Annotated in this window: 25 protein-coding genes, 1 other RNA gene and 1 pseudogene; 10 read left to right on the forward strand and 17 right to left on the reverse strand. The window is 57.5% G+C overall.

What is annotated here, in order from left to right; genetic code table 11:
- Nucleotides 1–59 precede the first annotated feature (59 nt).
- Complete coding sequence (locus tag ACNQ0W_RS02455) at nucleotides 60–527, forward strand: YlaC family protein (protein ID WP_017383209.1); 468 nt, start codon at nucleotides 60–62, stop codon at nucleotides 525–527.
- On the opposite strand, the pseudogene ACNQ0W_RS02460 reads toward ACNQ0W_RS02455, so the two are convergent.
- Nucleotides 499–1,942, reverse strand: a pseudogene (locus ACNQ0W_RS02460) (PLP-dependent aminotransferase family protein). The gene ACNQ0W_RS02455 and the pseudogene ACNQ0W_RS02460 sit on opposite strands and share 29 nt — an antisense overlap.
- 101 nt (nucleotides 1,943–2,043) lie before the next feature.
- Between ACNQ0W_RS02460 and ACNQ0W_RS02465 the strand changes: the two are divergent.
- On the forward strand, nucleotides 2,044–2,754 hold the full coding sequence (locus ACNQ0W_RS02465; RefSeq protein WP_062932282.1) for a GNAT family N-acetyltransferase: 711 nt from the start codon (nucleotides 2,044–2,046) through the stop codon (nucleotides 2,752–2,754).
- On the opposite strand, the gene ykgO is transcribed toward ACNQ0W_RS02465, so the two are convergent.
- Nucleotides 2,751–2,891, reverse strand: coding sequence for a type B 50S ribosomal protein L36 (gene ykgO, locus ACNQ0W_RS02470; RefSeq protein WP_003859006.1), 141 nt, complete (start codon nucleotides 2,889–2,891; stop codon nucleotides 2,751–2,753). The genes ACNQ0W_RS02465 and ykgO overlap by 4 nt on opposite strands.
- A 2-nt stretch (nucleotides 2,892–2,893) precedes the next feature.
- Complete coding sequence (locus ACNQ0W_RS02475) at nucleotides 2,894–3,154, reverse strand: type B 50S ribosomal protein L31 (RefSeq protein ID WP_015571255.1); 261 nt, start codon at nucleotides 3,152–3,154, stop codon at nucleotides 2,894–2,896.
- 217 nt (nucleotides 3,155–3,371) lie between these two features.
- On the opposite strand from ACNQ0W_RS02475, the gene ACNQ0W_RS02480 reads away from it, so the two are divergent.
- Nucleotides 3,372–4,940: an EAL domain-containing protein gene (locus ACNQ0W_RS02480; RefSeq protein ID WP_062932283.1), complete on the forward strand. Its 1,569-nt coding sequence runs from the start codon at nucleotides 3,372–3,374 to the stop codon at nucleotides 4,938–4,940.
- Here ACNQ0W_RS02480 and ACNQ0W_RS02485 read toward each other — a convergent pair.
- Entirely contained in the window at nucleotides 4,933–5,205 is a 273-nt protein-coding gene (locus ACNQ0W_RS02485) for a metal-sensing transcriptional repressor (protein WP_015571258.1), read from the reverse strand. The two genes, ACNQ0W_RS02480 and ACNQ0W_RS02485, sit on opposite strands and share 8 nt — an antisense overlap.
- 134 nt (nucleotides 5,206–5,339) lie before the next feature.
- Here ACNQ0W_RS02485 and ACNQ0W_RS02490 point away from each other — a divergent pair, with 134 nt between their 5' ends.
- Nucleotides 5,340–6,155, forward strand: a complete 816-nt coding sequence (locus ACNQ0W_RS02490; RefSeq protein WP_062932284.1) for a nickel/cobalt efflux protein RcnA — start codon at nucleotides 5,340–5,342, stop codon at nucleotides 6,153–6,155.
- Nucleotides 6,156–6,190: 35 nt separating this feature from the next.
- Here ACNQ0W_RS02490 and ACNQ0W_RS02495 read toward each other — a convergent pair whose 3' ends face one another.
- The 3 genes from ACNQ0W_RS02495 to ACNQ0W_RS02505 form a co-directional block, all read right to left on the reverse strand.
- Nucleotides 6,191–9,280, reverse strand: a complete 3,090-nt coding sequence (locus ACNQ0W_RS02495) for a beta-galactosidase (protein WP_048973760.1) — start codon at nucleotides 9,278–9,280, stop codon at nucleotides 6,191–6,193.
- A gap of 103 nt (nucleotides 9,281–9,383) precedes the next feature.
- Nucleotides 9,384–10,454, reverse strand: coding sequence for a LacI family DNA-binding transcriptional regulator (locus ACNQ0W_RS02500; protein WP_062932285.1), 1,071 nt, complete (start codon nucleotides 10,452–10,454; stop codon nucleotides 9,384–9,386).
- Nucleotides 10,455–10,531: 77 nt separating this feature from the next.
- The gene (locus tag ACNQ0W_RS02505; RefSeq protein WP_062932286.1) at nucleotides 10,532–11,143 is read right to left on the reverse strand and encodes a YczE/YyaS/YitT family protein; all 612 of its coding nucleotides are present in this window, start codon (nucleotides 11,141–11,143) and stop codon (nucleotides 10,532–10,534) included.
- Nucleotides 11,144–11,227: 84 nt separating this feature from the next.
- Here ACNQ0W_RS02505 and ACNQ0W_RS02510 point away from each other — a divergent pair, with 84 nt between their 5' ends.
- Entirely contained in the window at nucleotides 11,228–12,649 is a 1,422-nt protein-coding gene (locus ACNQ0W_RS02510) for a PLP-dependent aminotransferase family protein (protein ID WP_062932287.1), read from the forward strand.
- A gap of 70 nt (nucleotides 12,650–12,719) precedes the next feature.
- On the opposite strand, the gene ACNQ0W_RS02515 is transcribed toward ACNQ0W_RS02510, so the two are convergent.
- The 3 genes from ACNQ0W_RS02515 to ffs all read right to left on the reverse strand — a co-directional run bounded on the left by ACNQ0W_RS02515 (nucleotide 12,720) and on the right by ffs (nucleotide 13,527).
- Nucleotides 12,720–12,935 carry a hypothetical protein gene (locus ACNQ0W_RS02515; protein WP_015571263.1) on the reverse strand — a complete coding sequence of 72 codons (216 nt, stop codon included), beginning with the start codon at nucleotides 12,933–12,935 and terminating at the stop codon, nucleotides 12,720–12,722.
- Nucleotides 12,932–13,183, reverse strand: coding sequence for a hypothetical protein (locus ACNQ0W_RS02520; protein ID WP_006809862.1), 252 nt, complete (start codon nucleotides 13,181–13,183; stop codon nucleotides 12,932–12,934). Before ACNQ0W_RS02520 ends, ACNQ0W_RS02515 begins: the two co-directional genes overlap by 4 nt.
- Nucleotides 13,184–13,430: 247 nt before the next feature.
- Nucleotides 13,431–13,527, reverse strand: an RNA gene (ffs, locus tag ACNQ0W_RS02525) — signal recognition particle sRNA small type.
- Between the two features lie 170 nt (nucleotides 13,528–13,697).
- Between ffs and ACNQ0W_RS02530 the strand changes: the two genes are divergently transcribed.
- Nucleotides 13,698–14,009, forward strand: a complete 312-nt coding sequence (locus ACNQ0W_RS02530) for an MGMT family protein (protein ID WP_003859016.1) — start codon at nucleotides 13,698–13,700, stop codon at nucleotides 14,007–14,009.
- Nucleotides 14,010–14,046: 37 nt separating this feature from the next.
- On the opposite strand, the gene ACNQ0W_RS02535 is transcribed toward ACNQ0W_RS02530, so the two are convergent.
- Entirely contained in the window at nucleotides 14,047–14,574 is a 528-nt protein-coding gene (locus tag ACNQ0W_RS02535; RefSeq protein ID WP_006809864.1) for a YbaY family lipoprotein, read from the reverse strand.
- 203 nt (nucleotides 14,575–14,777) lie between these two features.
- Between ACNQ0W_RS02535 and tesB the strand changes: the two genes are divergently transcribed.
- A complete protein-coding gene (tesB, locus tag ACNQ0W_RS02540) occupies nucleotides 14,778–15,638 on the forward strand; it encodes an acyl-CoA thioesterase II (protein WP_062932288.1) in 861 nt (286 codons plus the stop codon).
- A 95-nt stretch (nucleotides 15,639–15,733) separates the two neighbouring features.
- On the opposite strand, the gene amtB is transcribed toward tesB, so the two are convergent.
- The 5 genes from amtB to ACNQ0W_RS02565 all read right to left on the reverse strand — a co-directional run bounded on the left by amtB (nucleotide 15,734) and on the right by ACNQ0W_RS02565 (nucleotide 21,623).
- Nucleotides 15,734–17,020: an ammonium transporter AmtB gene (amtB, locus tag ACNQ0W_RS02545; protein ID WP_022650485.1), complete on the reverse strand. Its 1,287-nt coding sequence runs from the start codon at nucleotides 17,018–17,020 to the stop codon at nucleotides 15,734–15,736.
- Nucleotides 17,021–17,055: 35 nt separating this feature from the next.
- A complete protein-coding gene (gene glnK, locus ACNQ0W_RS02550) occupies nucleotides 17,056–17,394 on the reverse strand; it encodes a P-II family nitrogen regulator (protein ID WP_006809867.1) in 339 nt (112 codons plus the stop codon).
- Between the two features lie 211 nt (nucleotides 17,395–17,605).
- Nucleotides 17,606–19,387, reverse strand: coding sequence for a SmdB family multidrug efflux ABC transporter permease/ATP-binding protein (locus ACNQ0W_RS02555; RefSeq protein ID WP_417933167.1), 1,782 nt, complete (start codon nucleotides 19,385–19,387; stop codon nucleotides 17,606–17,608).
- Complete coding sequence (locus ACNQ0W_RS02560; RefSeq protein WP_062932290.1) at nucleotides 19,380–21,134, reverse strand: SmdA family multidrug ABC transporter permease/ATP-binding protein; 1,755 nt, start codon at nucleotides 21,132–21,134, stop codon at nucleotides 19,380–19,382. The genes ACNQ0W_RS02555 and ACNQ0W_RS02560 overlap by 8 nt, the downstream gene beginning before the upstream one ends.
- A 30-nt stretch (nucleotides 21,135–21,164) precedes the next feature.
- Nucleotides 21,165–21,623 carry an Lrp/AsnC family transcriptional regulator gene (locus ACNQ0W_RS02565; RefSeq protein ID WP_015571267.1) on the reverse strand — a complete coding sequence of 153 codons (459 nt, stop codon included), beginning with the start codon at nucleotides 21,621–21,623 and terminating at the stop codon, nucleotides 21,165–21,167.
- A 115-nt stretch (nucleotides 21,624–21,738) separates the two neighbouring features.
- Here ACNQ0W_RS02565 and ACNQ0W_RS02570 point away from each other — a divergent pair, with 115 nt between their 5' ends.
- Nucleotides 21,739–22,785: a PLP-dependent cysteine synthase family protein gene (locus ACNQ0W_RS02570; protein WP_062932291.1), complete on the forward strand. Its 1,047-nt coding sequence runs from the start codon at nucleotides 21,739–21,741 to the stop codon at nucleotides 22,783–22,785.
- A 42-nt stretch (nucleotides 22,786–22,827) separates the two neighbouring features.
- On the opposite strand, the gene cof is transcribed toward ACNQ0W_RS02570, so the two are convergent.
- Entirely contained in the window at nucleotides 22,828–23,646 is an 819-nt protein-coding gene (gene cof, locus ACNQ0W_RS02575) for an HMP-PP phosphatase (RefSeq protein ID WP_045142054.1), read from the reverse strand.
- 101 nt (nucleotides 23,647–23,747) lie between these two features.
- On the opposite strand from cof, the gene ACNQ0W_RS02580 reads away from it, so the two are divergent.
- The gene (locus ACNQ0W_RS02580) at nucleotides 23,748–25,448 is read left to right on the forward strand and encodes an SgrR family transcriptional regulator (RefSeq protein WP_062932292.1); all 1,701 of its coding nucleotides are present in this window, start codon (nucleotides 23,748–23,750) and stop codon (nucleotides 25,446–25,448) included.
- Nucleotides 25,449–25,514: 66 nt separating this feature from the next.
- Nucleotides 25,515–26,210, forward strand: a complete 696-nt coding sequence (queC, locus tag ACNQ0W_RS02585; protein ID WP_045142053.1) for a 7-cyano-7-deazaguanine synthase QueC — start codon at nucleotides 25,515–25,517, stop codon at nucleotides 26,208–26,210.

Consider the following 26,210-nt stretch of genomic DNA (forward strand, 5'->3'; position numbering starts at 1 on the left):
AAACCCCTCTCATAAAATAGGCAGATCACCTGTATTTTCAACAATCATAAAGGCAAAAAATGACAGAGATACAGCGCCTGCTTACCGCCACCATCGACGATCTCAATACCCGCGAAAAGCGCGACAATCGCCCGCGCTTTAGCATCAGCTTTATTCGCAAACACCCCGGGTTGTTCGTCGCCATGTACGCCGCCTGGCTGGCAACGCTTATCGTCATGCTGAAGTCTGAAACGCTGGTCGATTCCGTCTGGCTGCTGGTTGTGCTGTTCGTGGTGTTTAACGCGTTTTTCTTTTTCGACGTCAATCCACGTTACCGGTATGAAGATATCGACGTACTCGATTTCCGCGTGTGCTACAACGGGGAGTGGTACAACACGCGTTACGTGCCGAAAGAGCTGATCGACAGCATCCTGCACTCGCCGGCCGTCGAAGCCGGGCAAAAAGAGAAGTTGCAGAAAATGGTCACCACCAAGGGCCAGCTCTCTTTTTATGATGTCTTTACCCTTTCCCGCTCCACTGCTGCGTAATGAGCGCCTGAAGACGTCGGATACCCGGCGCAAACTGCGAAGCAGAGGTATTGCCGTAACCTAAAACCAGACCGGTTTGTCCCTGCTTCGTCTCAAGGTAATATCCGCTCAGCGCAGCGGGTGCCAGCTGAAACGCTCTTGCCTGCTCCACCAGCCGCTGGTCGTCGATACCGTCAATCGCCAGCGTCAGGTGCATTCCCCCTTCCCCGGCAAGAACACGGTACGGCGTATGAAGCTCTGCGCTCAGCACCTCCCTCAGCTGGCGGTAACGCTTACGGTAAAGGCGGCGCATGGCGGCAAGATGTCGTGCATAGTGGCCTTCCTCAATAAACAGCGCCAGGGTGCGCTGTTCAGCGCGATGCCCGCCGCGCAGCAGCGAGCCGATGGCAGGACGCGCCGCCTTCGCCAGCGCTGGCGGTAACACCATGAACCCCATCCGGAGCGACGGAAACAGCGTTTTGCTGAACGTCCCCAGATACACAACGGGCGCATTGTTGAGCATGCCCAGCATCGCCGGGACGGGCTCACCGGTATAACGAAATTCGCTGTCGTAATCGTCCTCAATGATCCACGCGCTGTGCTGCCGGGCCAGTTCCAGCAGCGCCAGACGCCGCCGCGCGCTGAGCACGCTTCCGTAAGGGAACTGATGCGATGGCGAAGTAAAAATCAGCGTGGGTGAAGGCGCAGACAGCCCTTCCCAGCACATCCCCTCGTCATCCACCGGTATGCCGGTCATCGCCAGGCCGGTTTTGACAAAAGCGCTTTTGGCGCCGCTATAGCCGGGATTTTCCACCCAGGCGACATCCCCCGGCTCGCTTAACAGCATCGTGCACAGATTGACGCCCTCCAGCGCCCCTTCGGTTATCACTATCTGGCTGGCGTCACAGTCAATGCCGCGGGAGAGCGCAAGATGGCGGGCAATGGCGGCCCGCAGCGTCGGCTCACCGGCCGGGTCGCCATATCCTAACAGGGCGCTACCCTCCTCGCGCAGGACGCGATCGTACAACCGCCGCCACAGCGGCAAGGGGAAATAGTTGATGGCAGGCGTTCCCGGCGTAAACGCCATCACCGGAGTGTCGCGCGGCACAGGCGCGGGCAGCAGGGCGACACGTTTTGTCAGCCTGACGTCCGGGTCCGGTAATGTCCGGGCAATCGTCCGAGGAGCGAATTGCCCCACCCGCGTGCCCTGGCGGCTACGCAGCAAATAACCTTCGAGCGTGAGCTGGTCCAGCGCCGCGTTGACGGTATTTCGGGACACAGAGATCTGCTGCGCCAGCGTTCGTGAGCCGGGCAAATGGCTGCCGGACCGCAGCCTCCCGCAAAGCAAGATAGAGCGCACGCTGGAGCGTCTCTTCCCCACGTTTTTTCAGCGCAGCATGGAGCAAGGTGTATAGCTCATCACCCGGTATATTCATCTTTCCTCCTCGTGGTACCAGAAAAACATAGCCTGGTGGTTCTTTTTAAGGAACCAGCAATTCATTAATCTGGAGATCTTCTTAACGTCATGGGAATAAAGATGAATACATTCAATGAGTTTGGACAACCTGTAGGGGAAAGCCTTATCGACTGGCAGCCTCGGCCGCACCCGTCCCGGGTGGTCCTTCAGGGTCACTATTGTCGGCTTGAGCCGCTGCGCGTGGAGCATGCCCACGCGTTGTTCTCTGCGTATTCCCTGGCCGGAGATACCCGAAGCTGGACGTGGCTGCTGCGTGAACCCGATGCCACCGCAGAGGAGTTTGCCGAATGGGTGGCGAGCGTGAGCGAATTAGCCGATCCCATCCACTTTACCGTTATCGATAACCAGACCCAGTCTCCTGTCGGGACGCTGTCCCTGATGCGGATCGATCCTAAAAACGGCGTTGTGGAAGTGGGACATGTTCACTTCTCGTCACTGTTAAGCCGCACGCCCATGTCGACAGAAGCGCAGTATCTGCTGATGCGGTACGTGTTCGATACCCTGGGCTACCGGCGTTATGAGTGGAAGTGCAACAGCCTGAACGAACCCTCCCGCAAAGCGGCCCTGCGTCTGGGCTTTCAGTTTGAAGGGCGTTTTCGCCAGGCGCTGGTCATAAAAGGCCGAAACCGGGACACCGACTGGTTTTCAATTCTCGACAAAGAGTGGCCAGCGCTGGCGAGCGCGTTTGAAAGCTGGCTTGCCACCGACAATTTTACCGCCGATGGCAAACAGAAAAGATCCCTGGAAAGCTGGCGAGAAACGCGCGTCTAGCGTCTTTTTTTACGCCCCTGCACCGCCTTAAAGCGCGGGTTAGATTTGCAAATCACGTATAAGCGTCCCTTGCGTTTGACTATCTGGCAATCCGGGTGACGCTGTTTTGCACTGCGCAATGAGTTCAGCACCTGCATGATTAGCCTCGCTTCGCATCAAGAAAGCCGCCAAAACGCTTGCGGAAGCGCGCCGCGCTGCCATCCGTCGAGAAGGTCTTCTGCTTCCCGGTATAAAACGGATGTGATTTAGAGGAGACATCAAGGGTAACGTAGGGATACGTTTTTCCCTCAAGCTCAATTTCACGGTCTGTCTTAATCGTTGAGCCAACTTTAAAGTATTCATTCGCCGTGGTGTCGTGAAACACAACGGTGCGATAGGTTGGATGGATATTCGGTTTCATCTCTGGCCTTCATGTATTGTTATAACATAACAAAATACTATCTGAGCTTTGCTGCAAAAACAACCCCTGTGACGCTCAGCCTGTTTTTGAAAGGTTTATTCAGGTACCTGCCTGAGACTGTTGCATGCTATAACTATATCATTTAGCGATAAAAAACTTTTTCCTCTGGCGCGCAAACTCCAGGCCCGAGGCGGGCATATGGGAAGGATAAAGCAGCATGCGAACCCGACATCTGGTCAGCCTGGTGACAGGCGTACTGATTTTCTCTGTGCTGGTCCCTGTGTGCCTCAGTATCTGGCTGGCGCATCGTCAGGCTGAGGAGAAATTTGTGGAAGCGCTGGACAGCTATGCCTCGCGCGTCCTGATCCGTACCGACAGAGTCGTTGCGCAGGCAAAACAGGCGCTCACGCACCTACAGACATTCCACGCCCCGCCCTGCACTCCCCCGCATTTACGCGAAATGCGCCGGGTCGCGTTCTCATGGCGCTATATCCAGGAAGTGATGTATATCGATAGCCTGAAACCGCTCTGCTCATCCCTGGAACAATCCAGTAATACGGCGATCTTGCCGCCCCCGATGCGGATCACCGCAGACGGGTTTAGCGCGTGGCTCACCTCGCAAAACGACCTTGGCATTGATCGTTATATGGCCGTTCTGGGGAAAGGACATTATCTGGTGATGGTTGATCCGGCCTCGCTTGTGGATGTTGTTCCTTTCGGTGATATTTCGATGGATGCCGCCCTGGTGGGCAGCGAAACCCATCGGATATTTGCCAGAAGCAATATTGTCGACCCGTATATTCTTTCTGTCGTTAAGGAGCAGCAGGACGTTACGCGCGTGCAATACAACGGCTCGATGTACGTATTGAAGCCTGTACCCGAACTGGGGTTTACGGTGATCGCGTGGGCGTCGTTAAAACCGCTGGCGGAATCCTGGCACCAGCAGCTGATCGTCTGGCTACCGGCTGGCATCTTGCTAAGCCTGGTTGCTGCCCTTATTGTCCTGCGCATCCTCCGCCGTTTGCTGTCCCCGCGTCACCGCCTGATCGACGCGATCAACAACCGGGAGATCGAGGTTCACTACCAGCCCATCGTGGCGCTGTGTAGTGGAAAACTGGTGGGTGCTGAAGCGCTGATGCGCTGGCCGCAGCCGGATGGCAGTAACCTGTCGCCTAATCTCTTTGTTCCGCTGGCTGAGCAGACGGGGCTTATTTCAAAGCTCACGCAGCTGGTGGTGAATGAGGTGTTTGAGGATCTAGGCGCCTGGCTGCACCATCACCCGGAACTGCACATTTCTGTCAACCTTGCGCCATCGGATTTAACGTCCCCCGAGCTGCCTCGCCAGTTGAGCCAGTTGCTCAATAAATGGGGCGTCCACCCGCGCCAGATCGCCCTTGAATTGACCGAGCGCGGCTTTGCCGATCCCGCCCTCAGCGTGCCTGCCATCGCTGCGTTTCGCCGCGCCGGACACGCTATCTACATTGATGATTTTGGCACGGGTTACTCCAGCCTGAGCTATTTGCAGGATCTGGATGTCGATACCCTGAAGATCGATAAATCCTTTGTGGATGCGCTGGAGTACAAGAACGTGACTCCCCACATCATCGAAATGGCCAAATCGCTTAAACTGGCGATGGTCGCAGAAGGCATTGAAACTGAAGGGCAGATCGAATGGTTGCATCGCCACGGCGTGCAGTACGGCCAGGGCTGGTATTTCAGCAAGGCGCTGCCTAAAGAGGATTTCATTCTCTGGGCCGGGCACAACCTGGAGAAGCACCTTACTTAAGGTACGATTTGATCACCTGCATCACGACCCCGAGATCGGCTTCGCGCTGCGCTTCCTCTGGCTCTTTCACCACGTGATCGGTTAAATGTCCCTCAATCACTTGCATCATCATGCCGTTTACCGCGCCCCTGATCGCCGCCAGCTGCTGTAACACCTCGGCGCATTCATGATCGCTGTTGAGCATTTTTTCCAGCGCAGCGCTCTGCCCCTGAATTTTTTTCAAACGGGTCAATAACTTCTTTTTATCACGAACCGTGTGTGACATCGCTTAGCTCCTCTTTGGTGGCGTAAAAAGCATATCACGCTCTACTCCCCCTGGGTATTTTTCTACTGGGGGGTAGTATTATACTACTGGGGGGGGGTAGTATTCGCGACATGTTTTCCACCCCGGAATGTTCCATGAACGATTTTTCTTCTCTTCTTCAGCAGGGCAACGCCTGGCTGTTTGTTCCCAGCGCCATCCTGCTTGGCGCGCTCCACGGCCTCGAGCCAGGCCATTCAAAAACAATGATGGCGGCTTTCATCGTGGCGATCCGCGGTACGCTCAAACAGGCTGTGTTGCTTGGGTTGTCCGCAACGCTGTCTCATACGGCGGTCGTCTGGATCATTGCGATGGCGGGATTATGGTTTGGTCGGGGATGGGATGCAGATACGTCTGAGCCCTGGTTTCAGTTGATTTCCGGGGTTCTGATCGTGTTGATCGCCCTGTGGATGGCGTGGCGAACCTGGCATGAGAGCCAACCGCATTACCACCATGATGATCATCATCACCATCATGATCATCACGACCACGCGCATCATCACGACCACACGTCTCCTCTGGTTGAAGAGGAGTGGCAGGATGCCCACCAGCGCGCACACGCCCAGGACATTAACCGACGCTTCAACGGTAAAGAGGTCACCACCGGGCAAATCGCGCTATTCGGCCTGACCGGTGGGCTTATCCCCTGTCCGGCCTCCATTACGGTGCTGCTGATCTGCCTGCAACTGAAACATTTCGCGCTCGGCGCCACGCTGGTGTTCAGTTTCAGTATCGGACTGGCGCTCACTCTCGTCGCCTCTGGCGCAATTGCCGCATTAAGCTTGAAACATGCGGCGAAGCGCTGGCCCGGCTTTAGCGCCTTTTCGCGCAAGGCGCCGTGGATCTCAGCGGCACTGATCGCGGTAGTCGGGATTTATATGAGCATTCACGGCGCAAGCGGGATCCTGAGATAAGCATTGCGGCCACGGCAGTGGCCGCACGTGTCGGCTCAGCCGTTCTGCTGCCAGCTAAACGTGTAGCGCAGCCGGCGGTTTTGCAGAATGAAGGCCGGGGCTACGCTCGGGCTCCATGAGTCGTCCCCCCCTACGCCCATGTGAAACGCATCAAGATTCAACCAGCAGCCAGCCTCTTCCCGCAGCAAATGCTGATGCGTTGTCTCATGCAGCTGCCGCTGGCTATAACGGCTCAGGGAGAAATGGAACTGTCCCTGCAACTGATGGGAGCCAAACGTCAGCTCGCGGGTGTCGCAGCGCAAACCGTTCTCCGTCGGGAAGATATACGGCGTCTGCATCTCTTCCAGCGGTAACGCCCAGCGCCCCTGCTGCGCCGCCAGTTTTCTGTCCGGATAGTTCTCCAGCGGGCCTAGCCCCAGCCAGCGCACCGTTTCCGGGATATCCGCCAGCATAACGCTCAGGCCCACGCGAGCGGGCTCCGGAATGTCAGACGCCACCGTCACCTGCACATCACCGTGCAGCACCCCGTGGTCATCAATCCGCCAGAGCTTGCAGCTGATAAACAGCGCTTTACCCTGATGCTCCCAGACGTGCTGCGTGGTCACCACCACCTCACGGGCATGCTGCTCCGCTTCACACTGGAGGAGGCGCGCGGACATCCCATACATCCCTGCCGCTTTCCAGCGTTCCACCCACGCGTTCGGATCGATGCGGGTCGCCTCGCTGACACCAATGTCATTGTCCAGCGGCGCGCGGGTGAAGTTATCCGTTAGCGGGGAACGGAGCGTTTCAGCGCCCTCGTTCCACCACTGGGTCAGGTTTCCGGTGAGACGGCTAAACTGCCAGCGCTGCTGCTGATGAGTAATGTCCAGCGCTTCGTCCTGCACCGTTAGCTGCGGAGGGGTTCCGCCTGCTTTCGGTGGCGCAAGGTACAGCGGAGCCGGGAGCGGCCACTGATCCCAGGCACAACGGTGGCCGGGCGGCGACCACGGCGTGGCCTGCGGCTGAACGATCTCCACGTTGAGCCAGACCTCGCCCGGCTCAGCGTCAAGCTCAGGCAGCGGGATCTCAACGCGCTGCGTCTCCTGAGGCGCAACAGAAAGGGGTGTTTCGCCGGAAGCCAATACCGCACCGTCACGCGCCACTGACCATCGCAGATGCTCGTTGTCAGTATGACGGAACAGATAATCGCTCTGGATATCGACGACCAGCGGAACGGTGCTCACCAGCGTAAAGGTAAAGAACTGCTGGGCACGCTGCGCCTCGTAAAGGGCGGGGTGCGGAGTGCGATCGGGAAACACCAGCCCGTTGAGGCAGAACTGACGGTCGTTGGGCTTATCGCCAAAATCGCCGCCGTAGGCCCAGTATGCCGTGCCGTCTTCCGCTTTTTTCGTCAGCGCCTGATCGACCCAGTCCCAGACAAACCCGCCCTGCAACCGGGGATGGCTGCGGAATGCCTGCCAGTAGCTGGCAAAGCCGCCAAAGCTGTTGCCCATCGCGTGGGCATACTCGCACAGGATCAGCGGACGGGTTTCGTCCGGCATGCCGATCCACTTTTTAATCGACCACTTTGGCACCGCCGGGAACGGCTGATCCTGATCGACGCGGGCATACATCGGGCAGACAATATCGGTAGCGGCCGTACTGGCGCCACCGCCTTCGTACTGCACCGGCCGCGTGGGATCGGCGGTTTTCAGCCAGCGGTACAGCGCATCGTGATTCGCCCCATGCCCGGACTCATTCCCCAGGGACCAGATGATGATGGACGGATGATTCCGGTCCCGCTGCACCATACGCGTTACGCGTTCGCTCATGGCAGGCAACCAGCGCGGATCGTCCGCCAGGCGGCTCATCGGCACCATGCCGTGGGTTTCAATATTCGCCTCATCGACCACGTACAGGCCGTAGCGATCGCAAAGCGTGTACCACAGAGGATGGTTCGGATAATGTGAGCAGCGCACGGCGTTGAAGTTATGCTGCTTCATCAATTCGATGTCGCGGCGCATGGTCGCCTCATCCATCACCTGCCCCTTCTCAGGATGATGTTCGTGACGGTTCACGCCGCGGATCAGCAGCGGTTTGCCGTTAAGCTTCAGCAGGCCGTTGCTGATTTCGACGCGTCTGAAACCGACATCGCAGGCTTCAGTCTCCAGCACGTTACCCTGCGCATCCCGAAGCGACATTGTCAGCCGATAGCATTCCGGTGTTTCAGCGCTCCACAGCACGGGAGCGTTCACGCGGATCGCCACCGTGAGCCGTTCTGCCCAACTGCCGCGTTCGTCCACGATGGCCGATCCGGGCTGCTGCGTGGTTTGCGCGCAGGCTTCGCCGTTACGCCACAGGGTAAACGCCACCTCGCATTCGGCGTAGCGTGAGCCTTCCAGCGCAACGTCAACCTGGAGTATCGCCCGATCGCATTCGGCATTCAGATCGGTCACGATCTGATAATCGGCAATTCGCGTTTCCGGCTTGTGCAGCAGCGAGACGTCACGGAAAATGCCGCTCATCCGCCACATGTCCTGATCTTCCAAGTAGCTTCCGTCGCACCAGCGTAACACCATCACCGCCAGACGGTTCTGCCCCGGTCGCAGCACCGCGCTGAGATCGAACTCCGCAGGCAGACGGCTGTCCTGCGAATAGCCCACCCACTGGCCGTTACACCACAGATGAAAAGCTGAATTCACCCCGTCAAAAATAATGCGGGTTTGCCCGCTGCACAGCCAGGCGTCATTCATCTCAAATGTGAGCGAGTAACAACCAGTTGGGTTTTCAGCCGGAACATACGGCGGGTTCACATTTATCGGATAGGTGACGTTGGTATAGATGGGAGTGTCAAATCCCTCCATCTGCCAGTTCGACGGCACGGGCATCCCAACGGCGTCAGCCAGATCGTCCGTTATCCATGCCTCGGGAACCTGCTCTGGCGCCGGGAAAAAGCTGAATCGCCAGACGCCGTTAAGCAGACGCTTGCTTAGCGAAAGTTTATCCTCGCGGGCGAAGGTTTCATCGCGCCAGCTATGAAAAGGCGCGTGTGTAGCCAGACGATTCCACTGCGTCACGCCCGGGTTTTCCCAGTCACGACGCGCCAGAAGTGCGCTGAGGGTCAGCGGCAATGTAGAAGACATATCAACCTCTTTGCGAAGCGCTCACAATTTCAGCCAACATGCCCTAGTAAACGGTGGCGGTAAAGACTTTGATCGTCACCAGGCGAGCACGATCACAAAAGTGCTAGCTGCGCGCCAGTTTCTCCGCCAGCAGCGCCAGCGTTCTGAGCTGTTGTGCCAGATCTTCACGATCGGCCTGCCGTGCGGCGCGCGGCGCGGTGGAATGACGCACGACCAACGTAACGGGAAGTTGTTCCTGCCAGCGTTCGTCGTGATGGTCAGGTGCCATCAGCCACTCCACGCTGCGCTCACCGGCCTCGCGGAACGCCTGCCGAACGGTGGTGAGCGGAGGTGAAAACCACGCGCTGTCAGCCGTATCATCAAACCCGACAACCGAGATCTGCCCCGGTACCGCAACGCCTTTTTCCGCACAGGCGCGTAAAACGCCAAGCGCCATCTGATCGTTAGCGACGAGGATCGCCTCCGGCAGCTGCGCGCCCGCCAGGAGCTGATGCCCTTTCTCATAGCCCGAGGCCGCGCTCCAGTCGCCCTGCGCCACCGCAAACGCCTCCACGCCGGCCCGGGCCAGCGTGGTTTTCCATCCCGCCAGACGAGCCCGGGCAGAGACAGAACTTTCCGGCCCGGCGAGCAGCGCAATTCGCTGGTGCCCCAGCGAAAGCAGATGCTCTGCCCCCAGGCCAGCGCCCTGTTCGGCATTGAAAACAAGGCTGTTAACCCGAGCTGTGGGGGAAACATCGAGAAAAAGAACCGGGGTCGGCGAGGCCATTTCCTGAAGCATTTCTGCCTGTGCATCTTCCAGCGGAACGTTCACCAGCAGCGCCTCCACGCGCTGCGCCAGTAATTCCTGCAAAGCAGCCTGACACTGCGCGGGTTGCTCCACCATGGAGATGAGTACGCTAGCCCCCTGCTCCACTGCCCGGGATTTTACAGCTGAGGCGATTTGCGACGGCGCATGCAGCGCCAGATCGCTGGTCATTAGCCCCAGCGTGCGGGTACGTTTCCCGGCCAGCTGCTGCGCGCCACGGTTAGGCACATAGTGTAGCGCCGCCATGGCCTGCCGGACCTTTTCCCGCGTACGGGCAGAAACGTGTTCTGCGTCGTTAATCACCCGGGAAACGGTCTGATAGGAAACGCCCGCCATGCGGGCAACGTCATAAAGAGTGATCGCTTTCATACATTCTGGCGTCGTAAAAAGAGAAGTCTCTATTCTGACACAGTTACGCCATCATAGCCTGTGAGCGCTTCGCAAAATTAAACAATCCGCTCCGGCCGCGCGGCTTTCTGAATGCGCGGTCCCTGACGAAACCACGGCAAACAGAGCTGGATCAGCGGGCCGATGGTTAATGCATACAGTACGGTTCCAACGCCAAACGCTCCCCCGAGGAGGTAGCCGACGATCAACACGGTCACCTCGATCGCGGTACGCACGCTGCGGATCGACCAGCCCAGCCGGGCATGTATGCCGGTCATCAGACCGTCGCGCGGGCCTGCGCCAAAACCCGCGCCGATATACATCCCGGTGGCAAGGGCGTTAACCACAATGCCGGAAACCAGCAGGGTGATGCGCACGGGCAGCGAGGTGAGCTCAGGGATCAGCGTCATTGACGCATCTGCCGCCAGACCAATACAAATCACATTACTGATAGTGCCCAGCCCCGGCAGCTGACGCAGCGGGATCCACAGCAGCAGCACCGCGGCCCCGGTTAAAATAATCACCGTGCCAATGCTCATCCCGGTCTGGATAGCGACGCCAAGGTGAAAGACATCCCACGGGTCGACACCCAGATCCGAACGAATAAACATCGCGGTTGAAAGCCCGTACAGGCCTAAACCGACATAAAGTTGTACCAGACGACGTACCATTTTCTCTTCTCCGAAGAACCAGGTTCCATCTTCGTTGAAAATGGCACTATGATTAATGTCCAGTTTTCAAATAGTGGACTGCATATGTCATCACGTCGTTTTGGAAGCCAGTCTCTGGTACGCCTGTTAGGGCACTGGCAGCAAGCCTCTTCCCGCACCCCGCTGTGGCGCCAGCTGGCTGACGCGTTACGCCTGTTAATTCTGGATGGCAGGCTGGCGCTAAACACACGCCTGCCCGGAGAGCGGGAATTGGCCGCCGCGCTGAGCGTAAGCCGCACCACCATCAGCAGCGCGCTGGCGCATCTGCGGGAGGAGGGTTATCTGGAGAGCCGTCACGGCAGCGGTTCGCGGGCGATCCTGCCAGACAGCCGCGCCGTGCCCACGCTTTCCACTGCCAGCGCGGCGCTGGATCTCTCAACCGCCGCGCTCAACGCGGGGCCAGAGATCCACCAGGCCTACGCCCACGCGCTAACGGCCATCACGCCGAATCTGGCGCTGACCGGGTACGATCAGCTTGGGCTTCCGGCGCTACGTGAAGCTATCGCCGCCCGCTACACCGCACGCGGTCTCCCCACCCGGGCAGACGAAGTGATGGTAGTGAACGGCGCCGTCAGCGGCTTTGCCCTGATCTTAAGAATGATGACTGGCCCCGGGGATCGCGTGGTGGTGGATCATCCCACTTACCCGCTGGCGATAGCCGCTATTCAGGGGGCACTATGCCGGCCCGTGGGCGTCTCGCTGCCTGAAACGGGCTGGGATACCGACGGTTTTGCCGCAACGCTTGCCCAGACCGCCCCGCGTCTGGCCTATCTGATGCCGGATTTTCATAATCCGACCGGGCGTTGCATGGATGCCGCGACGCGCCAGACCATAACCGACATCGCCGCGCAAACCCGCACCACGCTGGTGGTGGATGAAACCATGGTCGATCTCTGGTTCGATGCTCCCCCGCCGCCGCCGCTCGCCGCCTTTAACCCGGAGGCCACGGTGATGACGCTGGGTTCCGCAGGCAAAAGCTTCTGGGGTGGGCTGCGTCTCGGCTGGATCCGCGCCTCGTCACGCACTATCGCCACCCTCGCGCAGACGCGCGACACGCTGGATCTGGGCTCTCCGGTGCTGGAACAGCTGGCCACGCTGTGGCTTATCGAAAACAGTGAAACCTTCCTGCCTGCCCGGCGGCAAATGCTGGCAGAACGGCGCGACCGCTGCGGCCAGATGCTGCGGGAACATTTCCCCGAATGGCGGTTTCAGGAAGCGGAGGGAGGGCTTTCATATTGGATTGAGTTACCCGGCATGCTGGCGACGCAACTGGCGGCACGCGCCGAAACGACAGGCATCATTATGGGCACCGGCACGCGCTTTGGGCTTTCAGGCGCGTTTGACCGCTACCTGCGAATGCCCTTCTCACTCAGTCCGCCAGAACTTGAAGAGGCATTATTGCGGATCAAACCGCTGTGGCGTGCATTAAATAAAAGTGTAGCGCCAGTAAAACGGAGCCTGGTGTAAATTATTTGCCAGAAACAATAAAAACTGCTGACTGTAACGCATGCAGTCAGCAGTTTTCATGAAGAACAGCTTAATGTTGAGGAGGAATCGGGAAGCCTTTCAGCGAAATAATGAAATTATCCCCTTCTTTCTTTATTTTTGCACCGGTATCACACCAGTCAGACGCAATTCGAAAGAACTCATCACTTCCTACATTCCAGCCAAGACGAACATGTTTCACGTAGCCGGAACGTAACAGATTGCAGGCCTCGTTGTAGTCACTGGCAGTCGATAGTTGTTGTTTCATTTTCTCTTCTTCAGAAGTTTACGTAGTGCTTTGATTTCTTTAGGAGTAAATGGAGTTACGCTCTCTTCTTCCGTATGCTGATTATCAACATCCTCTTCCGATACTCCCGCCTCTTCTACTGCTTCAAATGCCAGCAGCAGCAGTTTCTCTGTGGTCACGCTTAAATTCTCATTATTGTCTTCCGCATAGTGGCGAAGTCTTTCTTTTAGCGCTTCATCAATTTTAACGTTTAAAACCGCAGTAACCATGATTGTCACATCCTTTCGGAACACGTGTTTAATTTAATACACGAAGATAAGTTTGTTATCCAGATATATATTTTTTAGCTTATGACAGAATAAAGGCATCCGAAAATAAAATGACAGTCTATTATTACAGGTTTATGACATTATTATTTCAGTTAAATGAAGACTGTATTACAGAAAATACAATAGACACATAATTTAGAAGGTTTATTCAGGGGAACGACTGGAGAGGAGCACAAATGGGTGGGGGCCCTGCCAGCTACATCCCGGCACCCACGTCGTCTGCCCTGGCTGCTTCCTTCCGGACCTGACCTGGTGAACAGAGTAGCGTTGCGGGAGAACCAACAGAGCCCCCATTGAGAGCGTTGATAACCAACGCGCTGGCGCATTATCCCTGTGGAGCACCTCAATTGCAAGCCGCTGGCAATCGGATGCTGGATTATTGCGCAAACTGCCCCGACAATCTTCTTTATCTTCGTATAACATTACCCTTCGCTGATTTCCCGCAGGAGAAACAATGGACGAACATGACACTTTCCCACAGCGAGTGTGGCAAATCGTGGCTTCGATTCCGGAAGGCTGTGTCACGACCTATGGGGAAGTCGCCCGGCTGGCGGGTTCTCCGCGTGCGGCGCGTCAGGTAGGCGGCGTCCTAAGGAGACTACCGGAAGGAAGCACGTTACCGTGGCACCGGGTCGTCAATCGCCATGGCGCCATTTCCCTCACCGGGCCGGACTTGCAGCGCCAGCGTCAGGCATTACTCTCAGAAGGGGTGCAGGTGTCCGGGGCAGGACAGATTGATATGCAGAAGTATCGCTGGGAGTACTGACGCCCTCTCCCGTCAACATGGAGAGGGCGAGAGAAAATTACATCTGTGTTGGCGGTGTAGGCAGAGTCGGCTGATTGGTCTGCGTTGCAACAGGTACTTCAGTTTGCTGCACCGGTACCAGGGTCAGGTCGATTTTGGTGCCACCTTTGTTGACCGCTTCCTGCACGGTATCGGTGATAAAGACCAGTTTATCGTTGATCGTTACCGCCGCGCTCAGGAGGATACGCGCATTGGGTTGCACGTCAGACGGGTTGTACGGCAGCACAAAGCTGAACGGCGCCTGTTTACCCTCTGTACGAACCGCGCGCTGCGCAAGCACTTTGGACGGCGCATCCGCCAGGGAAGCATCAGACAGCGTGACCGTTAAAACCGCATCCGGCGGCAGCGCAACCTTCTGTTTGATCCAGATCGTACCGGAAACATTTGGCTGCTGAATAGCTTGCTGTGAAAGGGTGTTAATCCCGTTTGCGCTTGCTGTTGGCACCGGTACATCGGCACTCTTACCAGCACAGGCGGACAACGCTACCGCAATTGCTACACCACTGAGCATAGGCACGAGTTTCATTGAAGTCTCCTTATCATCAATGCACCAGCGGGATCGATCCCATCTGATGTCGTTTTATTCACACAACGAATACAAGTGTGGCACAAATCACGGATTTATGCCTAATTTCGTCCGGATATTAAGATTATTCTACCCATCGGACCACTTTCATTTCTGGGTTATACTCAGCGTATCTTTCGCCACGGCGTTTATTGAGGACCACTATGAGTCAGGCACTGAACAATCTGCTGACATTGCTGAACCTGGAAAAAATAGAAGAAGGGCTATTTCGCGGACAGAGCGAAGATTTAGGCTTACGCCAGGTTTTTGGCGGCCAGGTCGTGGGGCAAGCGCTGTATGCCGCCAGGGAGACCGTCCCGGCAGACCGTCTGGTGCACTCGTTTCACAGCTACTTTTTACGCCCCGGTGACAGCGCTAAACCGATTGTTTACGACGTGGAAGTTCTGCGTGACGGTCAAAGCTTCAGCGCCCGTCGCGTGGCGGCCATCCAGCATGGGAAACCCATCTTCTACATGACCGCCTCGTTCCAGGCGCCAGAGCCGGGCTATGAGCATCAAAAAACGATGCCGCCTGCCCCGTCTCCGGACGATCTGAAATCAGAAACCGAAATTGCCCGCGCACTCGCGCATCTGCTGCCGCCGCAGGTAAAAGAGAAGTTTCTGTGCGATAAACCGCTGGAGATCCGCCCGGTCGAATTTCATAACCCAATGAAGGGGCATACCGCTGAGCCCGCCCGCCAGGTGTGGATCCGCGCCAACGGCAGCGTACCGGCAGATTTACGCGTGCATCAGTACCTGCTGGGGTATGCGTCAGATTTCAACTTCCTGCCGGTTGCGCTACAGCCGCACGGCGTGGGCTTCCTCGAAAAAGGGATGCAGGTCGCCACGATTGACCATTCCATGTGGTTCCACCGTCCGTTCGATATGAATGAATGGCTGCTTTACAGCGTGGAAAGTACCTCTGCGTCCAGCGCGCGCGGCTTTGTACGCGGGGAGTTTTACACTCAGGATGGCGTGCTGGTGGCTTCTACCGTTCAGGAAGGTGTGATGCGCAATCGCGGGTGATGTAAAAAGCCCGGTAGCGCTGCGCTTACCGGGCCTGCGAATTATGCTTTTTCAGGCCGGGTAAGGCGAAGCCGCCGCCCGGCAAAGCACTCAAATTATGCGTTATAGGCATTCTCGCCGTGGCTGTTGACGTCCAGACCTTCGCGCTCCTGCTCTTCTGGTACGCGCAGCCCCACGGTCATATCGGCCAGCTTGTAGCCGATAAAGGCCACAACGCCCGACCAGACAACGGTGATCGCGATACTTTCCAGCTGCACCAGCACCTGATGTCCCATGGTCACGCCTTCTGCGTAACCCACACCGCCCAGAGATTGGGCAGCAAAGATACCGGTCATGATACAGCCAACGATGCCGCACACACCGTGTACGCCGAATACGTCACACGGATCGTCAACGCGCAGAACACGTTTCAGTGCGGTAACGCCCCACAGCCCCGCCAGACCTGCGACGATACCGATCAGCAGCGCACCGCCCACGCCCACGTAACCGCACGCTGGCGTAATACCTACCAGACCGGCAATCGCCCCGGAACAGGCACCCAGCAGCGATGGCTTGCCGCGAACGGCCCACTCGCCAAATACCCATGAGAGGATAGCGCCGGCGGTTGCCACAACGGTATTCACGAAGGCCAGCGCGGCGATTTCGTTAGCGGCGCTGGCTGAACCTGCGTTGAAGCCGAACCAGCCAAAATAGAGGATGGCGGTGCCGGTAAAGACCATCGGCAGGTTGTGCGGCTTGAATGCTTCCTTCCCGAAGCCCACGCGCTTGCCAATCAGGTAGGCGCCTACCAGGCCTGCTACCGCGGCGTTGATGTGCACAACGGTACCGCCCGCAAAGTCCAGCGCGCCATGGGAAGCCAACAGACCACCGCCCCAGACCATATGCGCAATCGGGATATAGGAGAGCGTCAGCCAGACCACCACGAAAATCAGTACCGCAGAGAAGCGGATACGCTCAGCCAGTGCGCCCACAATCAGCCCCACGGTGATGCAGGCGAATGAGCCCTGGAACGCGACATGAATATACTGATAAAAGCTGCCCATCACCGCGGTCAGTTCGATATTTTTCAGCATCGCCCAGTTAACGTTGCCGAAGAAGGCGTTGCCCTCCCCGAAGGCCAGCGAGTAACCGTAAACCACCCACAGCACGCACACCAGCGCGAACGTGACGGCAACCTGCGTCAGCATGGAGAGTACGTTCTTGCCGCGGATCAGGCCGCCGTAAAACAGCGCGATCCCCGGAATCGTCATGAACAGCACCAGCGCGGTGCAAATCATCATAAAGGCGTTATCGGCTTTGTCTGCCACAGCAGGTGCAGCCATTGCCAGGCCCGGCAGCAGTGCCAGCGAACCCAGACCTGTTTTCATTGTTGCTTTCTTCATTTTCTCGATCCCTATCACTGTGTGCCAGGAGTTACTTACAACGCCGCTTCGTCAGATTCGCCGGTACGGATGCGAATGACGCGCTGTAGTTCGGCAACGAAAATTTTGCCGTCGCCAATTTTTCCGGTGTAGGCCGCTTTGCTGACGACATCAATCACCTCATCAAGCTGATCGTCGGCAATCGCCACATCAATCTTCACTTTTGGCAGGAAGTTAACGCTGTATTCCGCCCCGCGATAAAGCTCGGCATGACCTTTCTGACGCCCAAAGCCTTTCACTTCGGTGACAGTCAGTCCCTGAATACCCATGGAAGACAGCGCTTCACGCACGTCTTCGAGTTTGAATGGTTTGATTACCACCGTAACCAGCTTCATATATCCCCTCCAGTCAGAATTCGGTAATGGCCGCAGCTAACACGAGAGGGATATTGCAAAGGGTGTGCCAGAAGTGAAAGGTGAGGAGGAAAGCGCCGCGGCGCGCATGCGCCGGGAAGAGGTGAAAAAAAACGCACCATGGCAGTGCAGGGTGCGTTTCAGTTTTGCACCAACGGTTAAGACTGTTAGCGCATTGCCTTGTTATGGTGCATCAGGCGCTGAGTGACTCTTCCTCACGCACGCTGGCGGCCAGCTCGTCGCCTGCCAGCTGCAACTGATACATCTGCCAGTAGCGTCCTTTTGCCTCAAGCAGCGCTCTGTGCGTCCCCCGTTCAACGGCCTGACCACGGTGCAGCACCAGAATAGTATCGGCATCGACGATCGTTGACAGGCGGTGGGCGATCACCACCAGCGTAGTGCGATCCCGCACGGCAGCCAGCGCCTGCTGGATCGCCTGCTCGGTACCGGAGTCAATGCTTGCTGTCGCTTCATCCAGAATTAACACCTGCGGCGTCTCAATCAGCACGCGCGCCAGCGCCAGAAGTTGCTTTTGCCCGACGGAGAGGTTATTGCCCTGCTCGCCCAGCCGGGTATTGATCCCCTCGCTTAACCCGCGCGCCAGATCCGCCAGCTGCACCGTTTCCAGCACCTCCCACACCTGCTCAGGGGTGAAAGGTCGTCCCAGCGTCACGTTGGCATAAAAGGTATCCGCCAGTACCACCGGATCCTGCTGCACCATCGCGACGCCCTTACGCAACGCGTTGTGGCTAAGCGAGGAAAGGGGCCGTCCGTCCAGACGGATCTCCCCCTGCGTCAACGGATAGTAGCCCATCAGCAAACTGGCGAGCGTGCTTTTGCCGCTACCGGTATGCCCAACCAGGGCGACAAAACCGCGCGACGGTACCTCGAGGTTGATATCCTGCAAGACAAGCTGGTCGTCGCGGTAGGCAAACGAGACATGATCAAACGCGATAGATCCACTTTCCAGCGGGCGTTCGTCATCGCCATAGGTCTGACGCGGCCTGTCCATCAGCTCGAATACACGCTCGCCCGCGACCACTGCCTGTTGCAGCATCGATTGCTGCGTGGTGAGTTCAATCAGCGGTTCGTTAAGGCGTCCAAGGTAGCTGATAAATGCGTACAGCACCCCCACCTCGATGGTTCCGCGCGTCGTCAGGCCAAACAGCATCAACAGCCCGCACAGTACCAGCGCTGAGAAGAGGCTCAGCAGCGGGCGTAACAGGAAGCCATCCAGACGTAACGTCTGCATCCGCGCCATATAGTGTGAGCGGCTGGCTTCCCCCATTCGCTCGCCAAAACGCGCCTGCTGGCGAAACTGCTGGATAACGCTCATGCCGTTGATCACTTCGTTGAAGCCATCATTGATATCTGCGAGGTAAGCGCGCACGCGACGAACAATCGGCGTGCTGTAGCGCTGGTAAATCACCATCACAATCAGCACCGCCGGGAAAATAGCGATCGCCACCAGCGCCATACGCCAGTCCAGGCTGAACATCGCCACCAGCATCGCGCCAATTAACGCGGCACTGCGCAGAACCGTTGCGACAACGGTTACATAGAGGTCGCGGATCACCTCGGTGTCATTGGTAACGCGCGAAATAACCTGCCCGACCGGCTGAGTATCAAACTCGCTCAGCGGCTGGCGCAGCGCGGAATCCATCACATCCGTGCGAAGCTGCTGGACCACGCCCACGGCGGCCCGGTTAAACAGCAGCGACTGCGCATAGTGCAGCCCCGCCGCCGTCAGCTGTAGCCCGACATACGCCACTCCCAGCCCAGCCACCAGCCCCAGCGGCAGATAGCTTTTCGCCACCATGTTATCGATAAAATAGCTGATAAGCAGCGGACCGGTCACCTCCGCTATCGCGGCGATCCACAGCAACAGCACGGCGATGGAAAGCGGTTTGCGCCACGGTGAGCCATAGGCCAGCAGCCGTTTTAACGTCGGCCACATCTGTCCAAACTTACGCATCGGCGACCTCCTCATCCAGCGCGGCTTCAAGCTGTTGATAGCGGTACATATCCCGATACCACCCGGTCTGCCCGGCAAGCTGCTCATGCTGACCACGCTGAGCAATATGCCCGTGCTGAAGCACCAGAATTTCACTGGCTTCGGTTAGGGCCGACAGACGGTGCGCGCTGATGATGACCGTACGCCCCTCCCCCCACTGGCGAAGGTTATGCAAAATTTGATGTTCAGTACGCCCGTCAACCGCGGACAGCGCATCATCCAGTATCAGGATCTCAGCGTCCAGCAGCAGCGCGCGGGCAATAGAGATACGCTGTTTTTGTCCGCCGGAGAGCATAACGCCCCGCTCACCCACTTCCGTGTCGTAGCCCTGCGGCAGGCGCAGAATATCCTCGTGGACGCTGGCCAGACGCGCCACGTGCTCGATCTGGTCCTGTGTCGCCGTCGGACACCCGAGCGCGATATTGTTGGCAATGGTGTCTGAAAACAAAAACGGCGTCTGGCTGACAACCGCCAGGCGGCTGCGCCAGTCATCCAGCAGCAGACGTGGCAGCGGGATGTCGTGGAAACGGATATCGCCTTCGCTCACGTCAAAATGGCGCTGAATCAGTGACAGAATGGTGCTTTTACCGGAGCCCGTCGGGCCGCAGATGCCCAGCATCTGACCAGGACGCAGCGTGAAACTGACGTTCTCAAGCACCGGATGTTCCGTTTGCGGGTAAATAAAGGCGCGGATATCAGCCTTGAGAATACCCGGACCTTCCGGTACCGGCTCGCTGCCATCGTTCACGACCGGCACTTCCGCCAGCATGGCGCGGATACGGCTGTAAGCGGCGCTCCCGCGTTCAACGATATTAAACATCCAGGCCAGCGCCAGCATCGGCCAGATCATCAGCCCAAGGTACATCGCAAAGCTGGTTAACTGCCCGAGAGTCATCGTGCCTCGCACCACCATCCAGCTGCCGCCGCCCACCGCCAGCAGGTTCGCCATGCCAATCGCAACATAAATTGTTGGATCGAAACGGGCATCAATACGCGCCACGCGCATGTTTTTCGCGCCGGTATCGGCGGCGTCGGCGGCAAACAGCGCGGACTGGCGGTCTTCCAGACCAAACGCTTTGATCATGCGGATGCTGGTCATGCTCTCCTGGGTGCGATCGTTCAGCGACGAGAACGCCGCCTGCGCCAGCTTGAAGCGTTCATGGAGCTGCTCGCCGTAGCGGTTAATTGCCAGCGCCATCAGCGGCATCGGCAGCAGCGCCAGCAGCGTGAGCTCCCAGCTAATTTGCGTAGACATCACAATCAATACTGCACAGCCCATCACCAGGGAATCCACCAGCGTTAACACCCCTTCACCGGCGGCAAACACCACGCGGTCTACATCGTTAGTGGCGCGGGCGATGAGATCCCCGGTACGGTGACGCAGATAAAACTCAGGGTGCTGGCGGCTCAGCTGGCGATAAAAGTCCTCGCGCAACTCAACGGCAAGCTGATAGGACGCGCCGAACAGCAGCACGCGCCAGACATAACGCAGCAGGTAAACCACCACGGCCGTCAGCACCAGCGTACCGACCCACATCATCACCCGTGCGGCGGTGTAATGTTGTTCCGTAACGCCATCCACGACGTAGCCCACCACTTTGGGCGGGATCAGTTGCAGAATGGCAATGATAATAAGCAGGGCCACCGCGCCGAGGTAGCGTTGCCACTCCCGACGAAAGTACCAGCTTAATTGGGCAAATAATCGCACGCGGTCTTTTCCTGAAGGTATTTTAAGAAGTTATTCAATGGGTAACGCTGTGGTGTATTTAATCTGTTCCATGGCGAAACTGGAGGTGACATCGGACAAGCCCGGTACGCTATTGACCAGCCGCTTGTAAAAATCATCGTAGCGCTTCATATCTGCCACCTGAACGCGCATCAGATAGTCGTATTCCCCCGCCATGCGCCAGAAGCCGAGCACCTCAGGCATGTCGGAAACCTGCGTGACGAAGCGGCAGTACCATTCGCTACTGTGATGCTGCGTTTTTATCAGGACGAAGGCGGTCAGTCCAAGCCCCAGTTTTTCGGGATCCAGCAACGCCACACGTCCCAGCAGAATGCCATCATCTTCCAGCTTCTTGAGGCGCTTCCAGCACGGTGTGGTGGTCAGATTAACGGCATCTGCCAGCGCCTGCAAAGAGAGGGTGCAGTCGCTTTGCAGCAAAGAAAGCAGCTTACGGTCAATTTTATCTAACATAGCCACCTCGAAGAGAAAATTATTCTCCTTACATTCTATTTTAAAGGTCAGATAGCAACAATTTTTTCTGTGCTTTTCGCTATGCTGGGCACAAAATGACAAACGGATAACTACGATGAATAGCACCTGGGTTAAACATGCCATCAGCGAAATAAATGCCGACTATCAGCGCTCGGCAGACACCCACTTGATCCGCCTGCCTCTGCCCGGATTTCCCGGCATTCAGCTTTACCTGAAGGATGAAAGCACCCATCCTACCGGCAGCCTGAAGCATCGCCTGGCGCGTTCACTCTTTTTATACGGTTTATGTAACGGCTGGATTAAAGAAGGCACCACGATTATTGAATCGTCGTCCGGATCAACTGCCGTCTCCGAAGCCTACTTTGCCCGCCTGTTGGGTCTGCCGTTTATCGCCGTGATGCCTTCCTGCACGGCGAAACGTAAAGTCGAACAGATCGAATTTTACGGCGGACGCTGCCACTTTGTGGAAAGCGCCTGCGAAATCTATGCGGCCTCCGAAATGCTGGCTCGCGAACTAAATGGTCACTATATGGACCAGTTTACCTTCGCCGAGCGCGCCACCGACTGGCGCGGCAATAATAACATTGCGGACAGCATTTACCGCCAGATGACCCACGAGCCGCATCCTGTCCCCTCTTACATTGTCATGAGCGCGGGCACGGGCGGAACCTCCGCCACCATCGGACGTTATATCCGCTGTCAGGGTTATGATACGCAGCTGATGGTGGTTGACCCGCAAAACTCGGTGTTCCTCGATTACTGGCAATCCCGCGATGCCAGCCTGCGCAGCCCCGTGGGGAGCAAGATCGAAGGGATTGGTCGCCCGCGCGTCGAACCCTCGTTCATTCCGGACGTTGTGGATGAGATGCTCCGCGTGCCGGACGCCGCCAGCGTCGCGACGGCGCACTGGCTGGAGACACAGCTTGGCCGTAAAGTCGGAGCCTCTACCGGCACCAATATGTGGGGCGCGCTACAGCTGGCCGCGAGGATGCGCGAAGAAGGCCGTACCGGCTCTGTCGTCACGCTGCTGTGCGACAGCGGGGAGCGCTACCTGGACACCTATTACAACGCAGAATGGGTGCAGGCCAATATTGGCGATGTCGAACCGTGGAAAGCGCAGATTTCGCAGCTGGTGAAATAAAAAAAAAGCCAGGCTTTAGCCTGGCTTGCTGGAAGGGTCTCACTATTCGGGGGAATATGGGAGGTTATTTTTGTCCAGCCAATGCGTCAAAAAATGGGACACCGCTTCGTTACGACAGTGTCCGATAACCGGTAAATGCGGGAGCGCGGCGATAAGTTGCGGCATCGCGTTCCCCATAATCAACCCACGGCCCACGCTGCTCAGCATCTCGTGGTCGTTCATGGCGTCACCAAAGGCCATACAGTCCTGCATCGTCAGCCCCAGATGATCGCTCAACACCGCCAGCGCAGATCCTTTGTTACAGCCCACCGGCAGCACTTCAAGGCAGTCCACCGCCGAGAAAGTCAGGTGCGCCCGGTCGCCCAGCGCCTCGTTAAGCTGAATACGCAGACGGCAGAGATCGTCGTGATCGCCACAGAAGCAGATCTTGGTCACCTTGTGTGCCGGAATGCGGCGCAAATCGATAAGCTGATATTTAAAGCCGCTGTAAACGTGAGCGTGCAGCAAGGCCGGGATCTCACGCCCGGTAAACCAGCCTTCATCATTGAAAACATGCACGCTGGCCTGCGTATCCCAGGTGCTGTGCAGGACAATGTCCGCCACTTCCGGGTTCAGATCCTGACGGTGCAGCACATCGCCGTCGACGGAGTGAATGCGCGTCCCGTTGCCGGTGATCAGGAACGCATCGAGGGCAAATGTCCCCAGCAGATGGCGCATCTCCAGCACATGACGACCAGTGGCAAACGTCAGGGTGACTTCACGCTCGCGCAGGCGCTTAAGTGTGTTCAGGGTTTTCTCCCCTAAACGGTGATCCGGCATTAACAGCGTGCCGTCCATATCAAATGCAGCGAGCCGAGCCATGATTACTCCCGAAATGTGATGCGGTTAACTTGTGCATCAGTATTACGTGAGATATACGGAAGTAATAGTGAATAGATGATAATTATTGTTCCGGGTTTTTCATGCGCCAGCTTAATCGTCTTAACCAGTATCAGCGTCTGTGGCACCCCTCCGCCGGCGCACCGCAGCAGGTGACCATCAGCGAGCTTGCCAGCCGCTGCTTTTGCAGCGAGCGACATGTTCGCACCCTGCTGCGCCAGGCGCAGGAGGCGGGCTGGTTAAGCTGGCACGCCCGCTCCGGACGAGGTAAGCGTGGGGAATTACGCTTTCACGTCACCCCGGACTCGTTGCGTAATACGATGATGGAAGAGGCCCTGAAAAGTGGACAGCAGCACAACGCGCTGGAGCTGGCCCAGCTCGCGCCTGAAGATTTGCGATCGCTGCTGCATCCGTTTATGGGCGGGCAGTGGCAGAACGATACGCCGACGCTGCGTATTCCCTACTATCGCTCGCTGGAGCCGCTTCAGCCGGGGTTTCTCCCTGGCCGGGCGGAGCAGCATCTGGCGGGACAGGTATTCTCTGGTTTGACGCGTTTTAATGGAAACAGCAGTGAACCCACGGGCGATCTGGCGCATCACTGGGAAGTCTCTGCTGACGGCCTGCGCTGGCATTTCTACATTCGCTCCACCCTGCACTGGCATAACGGCGATAAAATAGAGACGGCACAGCTCCGGCAAAGCCTGACGGCGCTGTTATCGCAGCCCGGCATGGGCACGCTTTTCCGCAGCGTCTTACGTATCGAAACCACGCATCCGCAGTGCCTGACGTTTATTCTCCATCAACCTGACTACTGGCTGGCGCACAGGCTGGCAACCTACTGTAGCCGTCTGGCGCATCCCTATTACCCCGTGGTGGGCAGCGGTCCCTTTCGGCTGAGCGTTTTTGAGCCTGAACTGGTGCGTCTGGAAAGCCACGAGCAGTATCACCTTGGCCATCCGTTGCTTAAGGCTATCGAGTACTGGATCACGCCCCAGCTTTTTGACTACAGTCTGGGCACCAGCTGTCGCCACCCGGTGCAAATCGCCATTGGCGAGGCCGACGAGCTGGCCAGCCTGCGGCTGGTGAGTAACAGCACCAGTCTGGGTTTCTGCTACCTCACGCTGAAACAGAGCCCGCGTCTGAGCGAACTTCAGGCAAAGCGGCTGATTAATATCATTCATCTCTCAACGCTGCTGCACACGCTTCCCCTGAACGAAGGGCTCATCACCCCTACCGAGGAACTGCTTCCCGGCTGGGCGATCCCCCAATGGCCTGATTTAACCGACGTTGCGCTGCCAGAGGCATTGACGCTGGTCTACCACCTGCCGGTTGAGCTTCACACCATGGCCAGCCAGTTAAAAGCATACCTTGCGCGGCAGGGTTGTGAATTGACCGTCATCTTTCACGACGCCAAAACGTGGGACGGGTGCCAGCAGCTTGCCGATGCAGACATCATGATGGGAGACAGACTGATTGGCGAAGCGCCAGCGTACACGCTTGAGCAGTGGCTCCGCTGCGATGCGCTCTGGCCGCATCTGCTGAGCGCACCGGCATACGCCCATTTGCAGGCCACGCTGGATGCGGTGCAGACGCAGGCCGACGAGCGTGACCGACACGCAGGACTTCAGGCTATATTCAGCCGGTTAATGGAGTCAGCCGTCCTGACGCCGCTCTTTAACTACCAGTATCAAATCAGCGCGCCTCCGGGCGTCAACGGCATACGCCTTAACACTCGCGGCTGGTTTGACTTCACCGAAGCCTGGCTTCCTCCCCCAAACGCGTGAAGAAGCTGGTCGCCGCTTTAGCCAGGCGTTAACATGACGCTTTTACTGTAACTGTCGAGATGATCTATGAAACGTGCCGTCGTCGTGTTCAGCGGAGGACAAGATTCCACCACCTGCCTGATTCAGGCGCTTCACCAGTATGATGAAGTGCACTGCGTCACTTTTGATTATGGTCAGCGTCATCGCGCTGAAATCGATGTCGCTCGTGAACTGGCTCTCAAACTGGGCGCCCGCGCTCATAAAGTGCTGGACGTCACGCTGTTGAATGAACTGGCCGTCAGCAGCCTCACCCGCGACAGCATTCCGGTGCCTGATTACGAACCGGATGCCAGCGGCATTCCGAACACCTTCGTACCGGGCCGCAACATTCTCTTCCTGACCCTGACGGCGATCTATGCCTACCAGGTGAAAGCCGAAGCGGTGATCACGGGCGTGTGTGAGACGGACTTCTCTGGCTACCCGGACTGTCGGGATGAATTCGTGAAAGCACTCAATCACGCCGTCGATCTGGGAATGGCAAAAGAGACCCGCTTCGAAACGCCGCTGATGTGGCTGGATAAGGCTGAAACCTGGGCGCTCGCCGACTACTGGGGCAAGCTGGATGTTGTTCGCAACGAGACCCTGACCTGCTACAACGGCATTAAAGGGGACGGCTGCGGGCAGTGTGCCGCCTGTAACCTGCGCGCGAACGGTCTGAATCATTACCTTGCGGATAAAGCGGGCGTGATGGCCGCAATGCAGAAAAAGACCGGGCTGAAATAA

The organism is Enterobacter cloacae complex sp. 6730903 (assembly GCF_048283985.1).
GTDB lineage: Bacteria > Pseudomonadota > Gammaproteobacteria > Enterobacterales > Enterobacteriaceae > Enterobacter > Enterobacter hormaechei_C.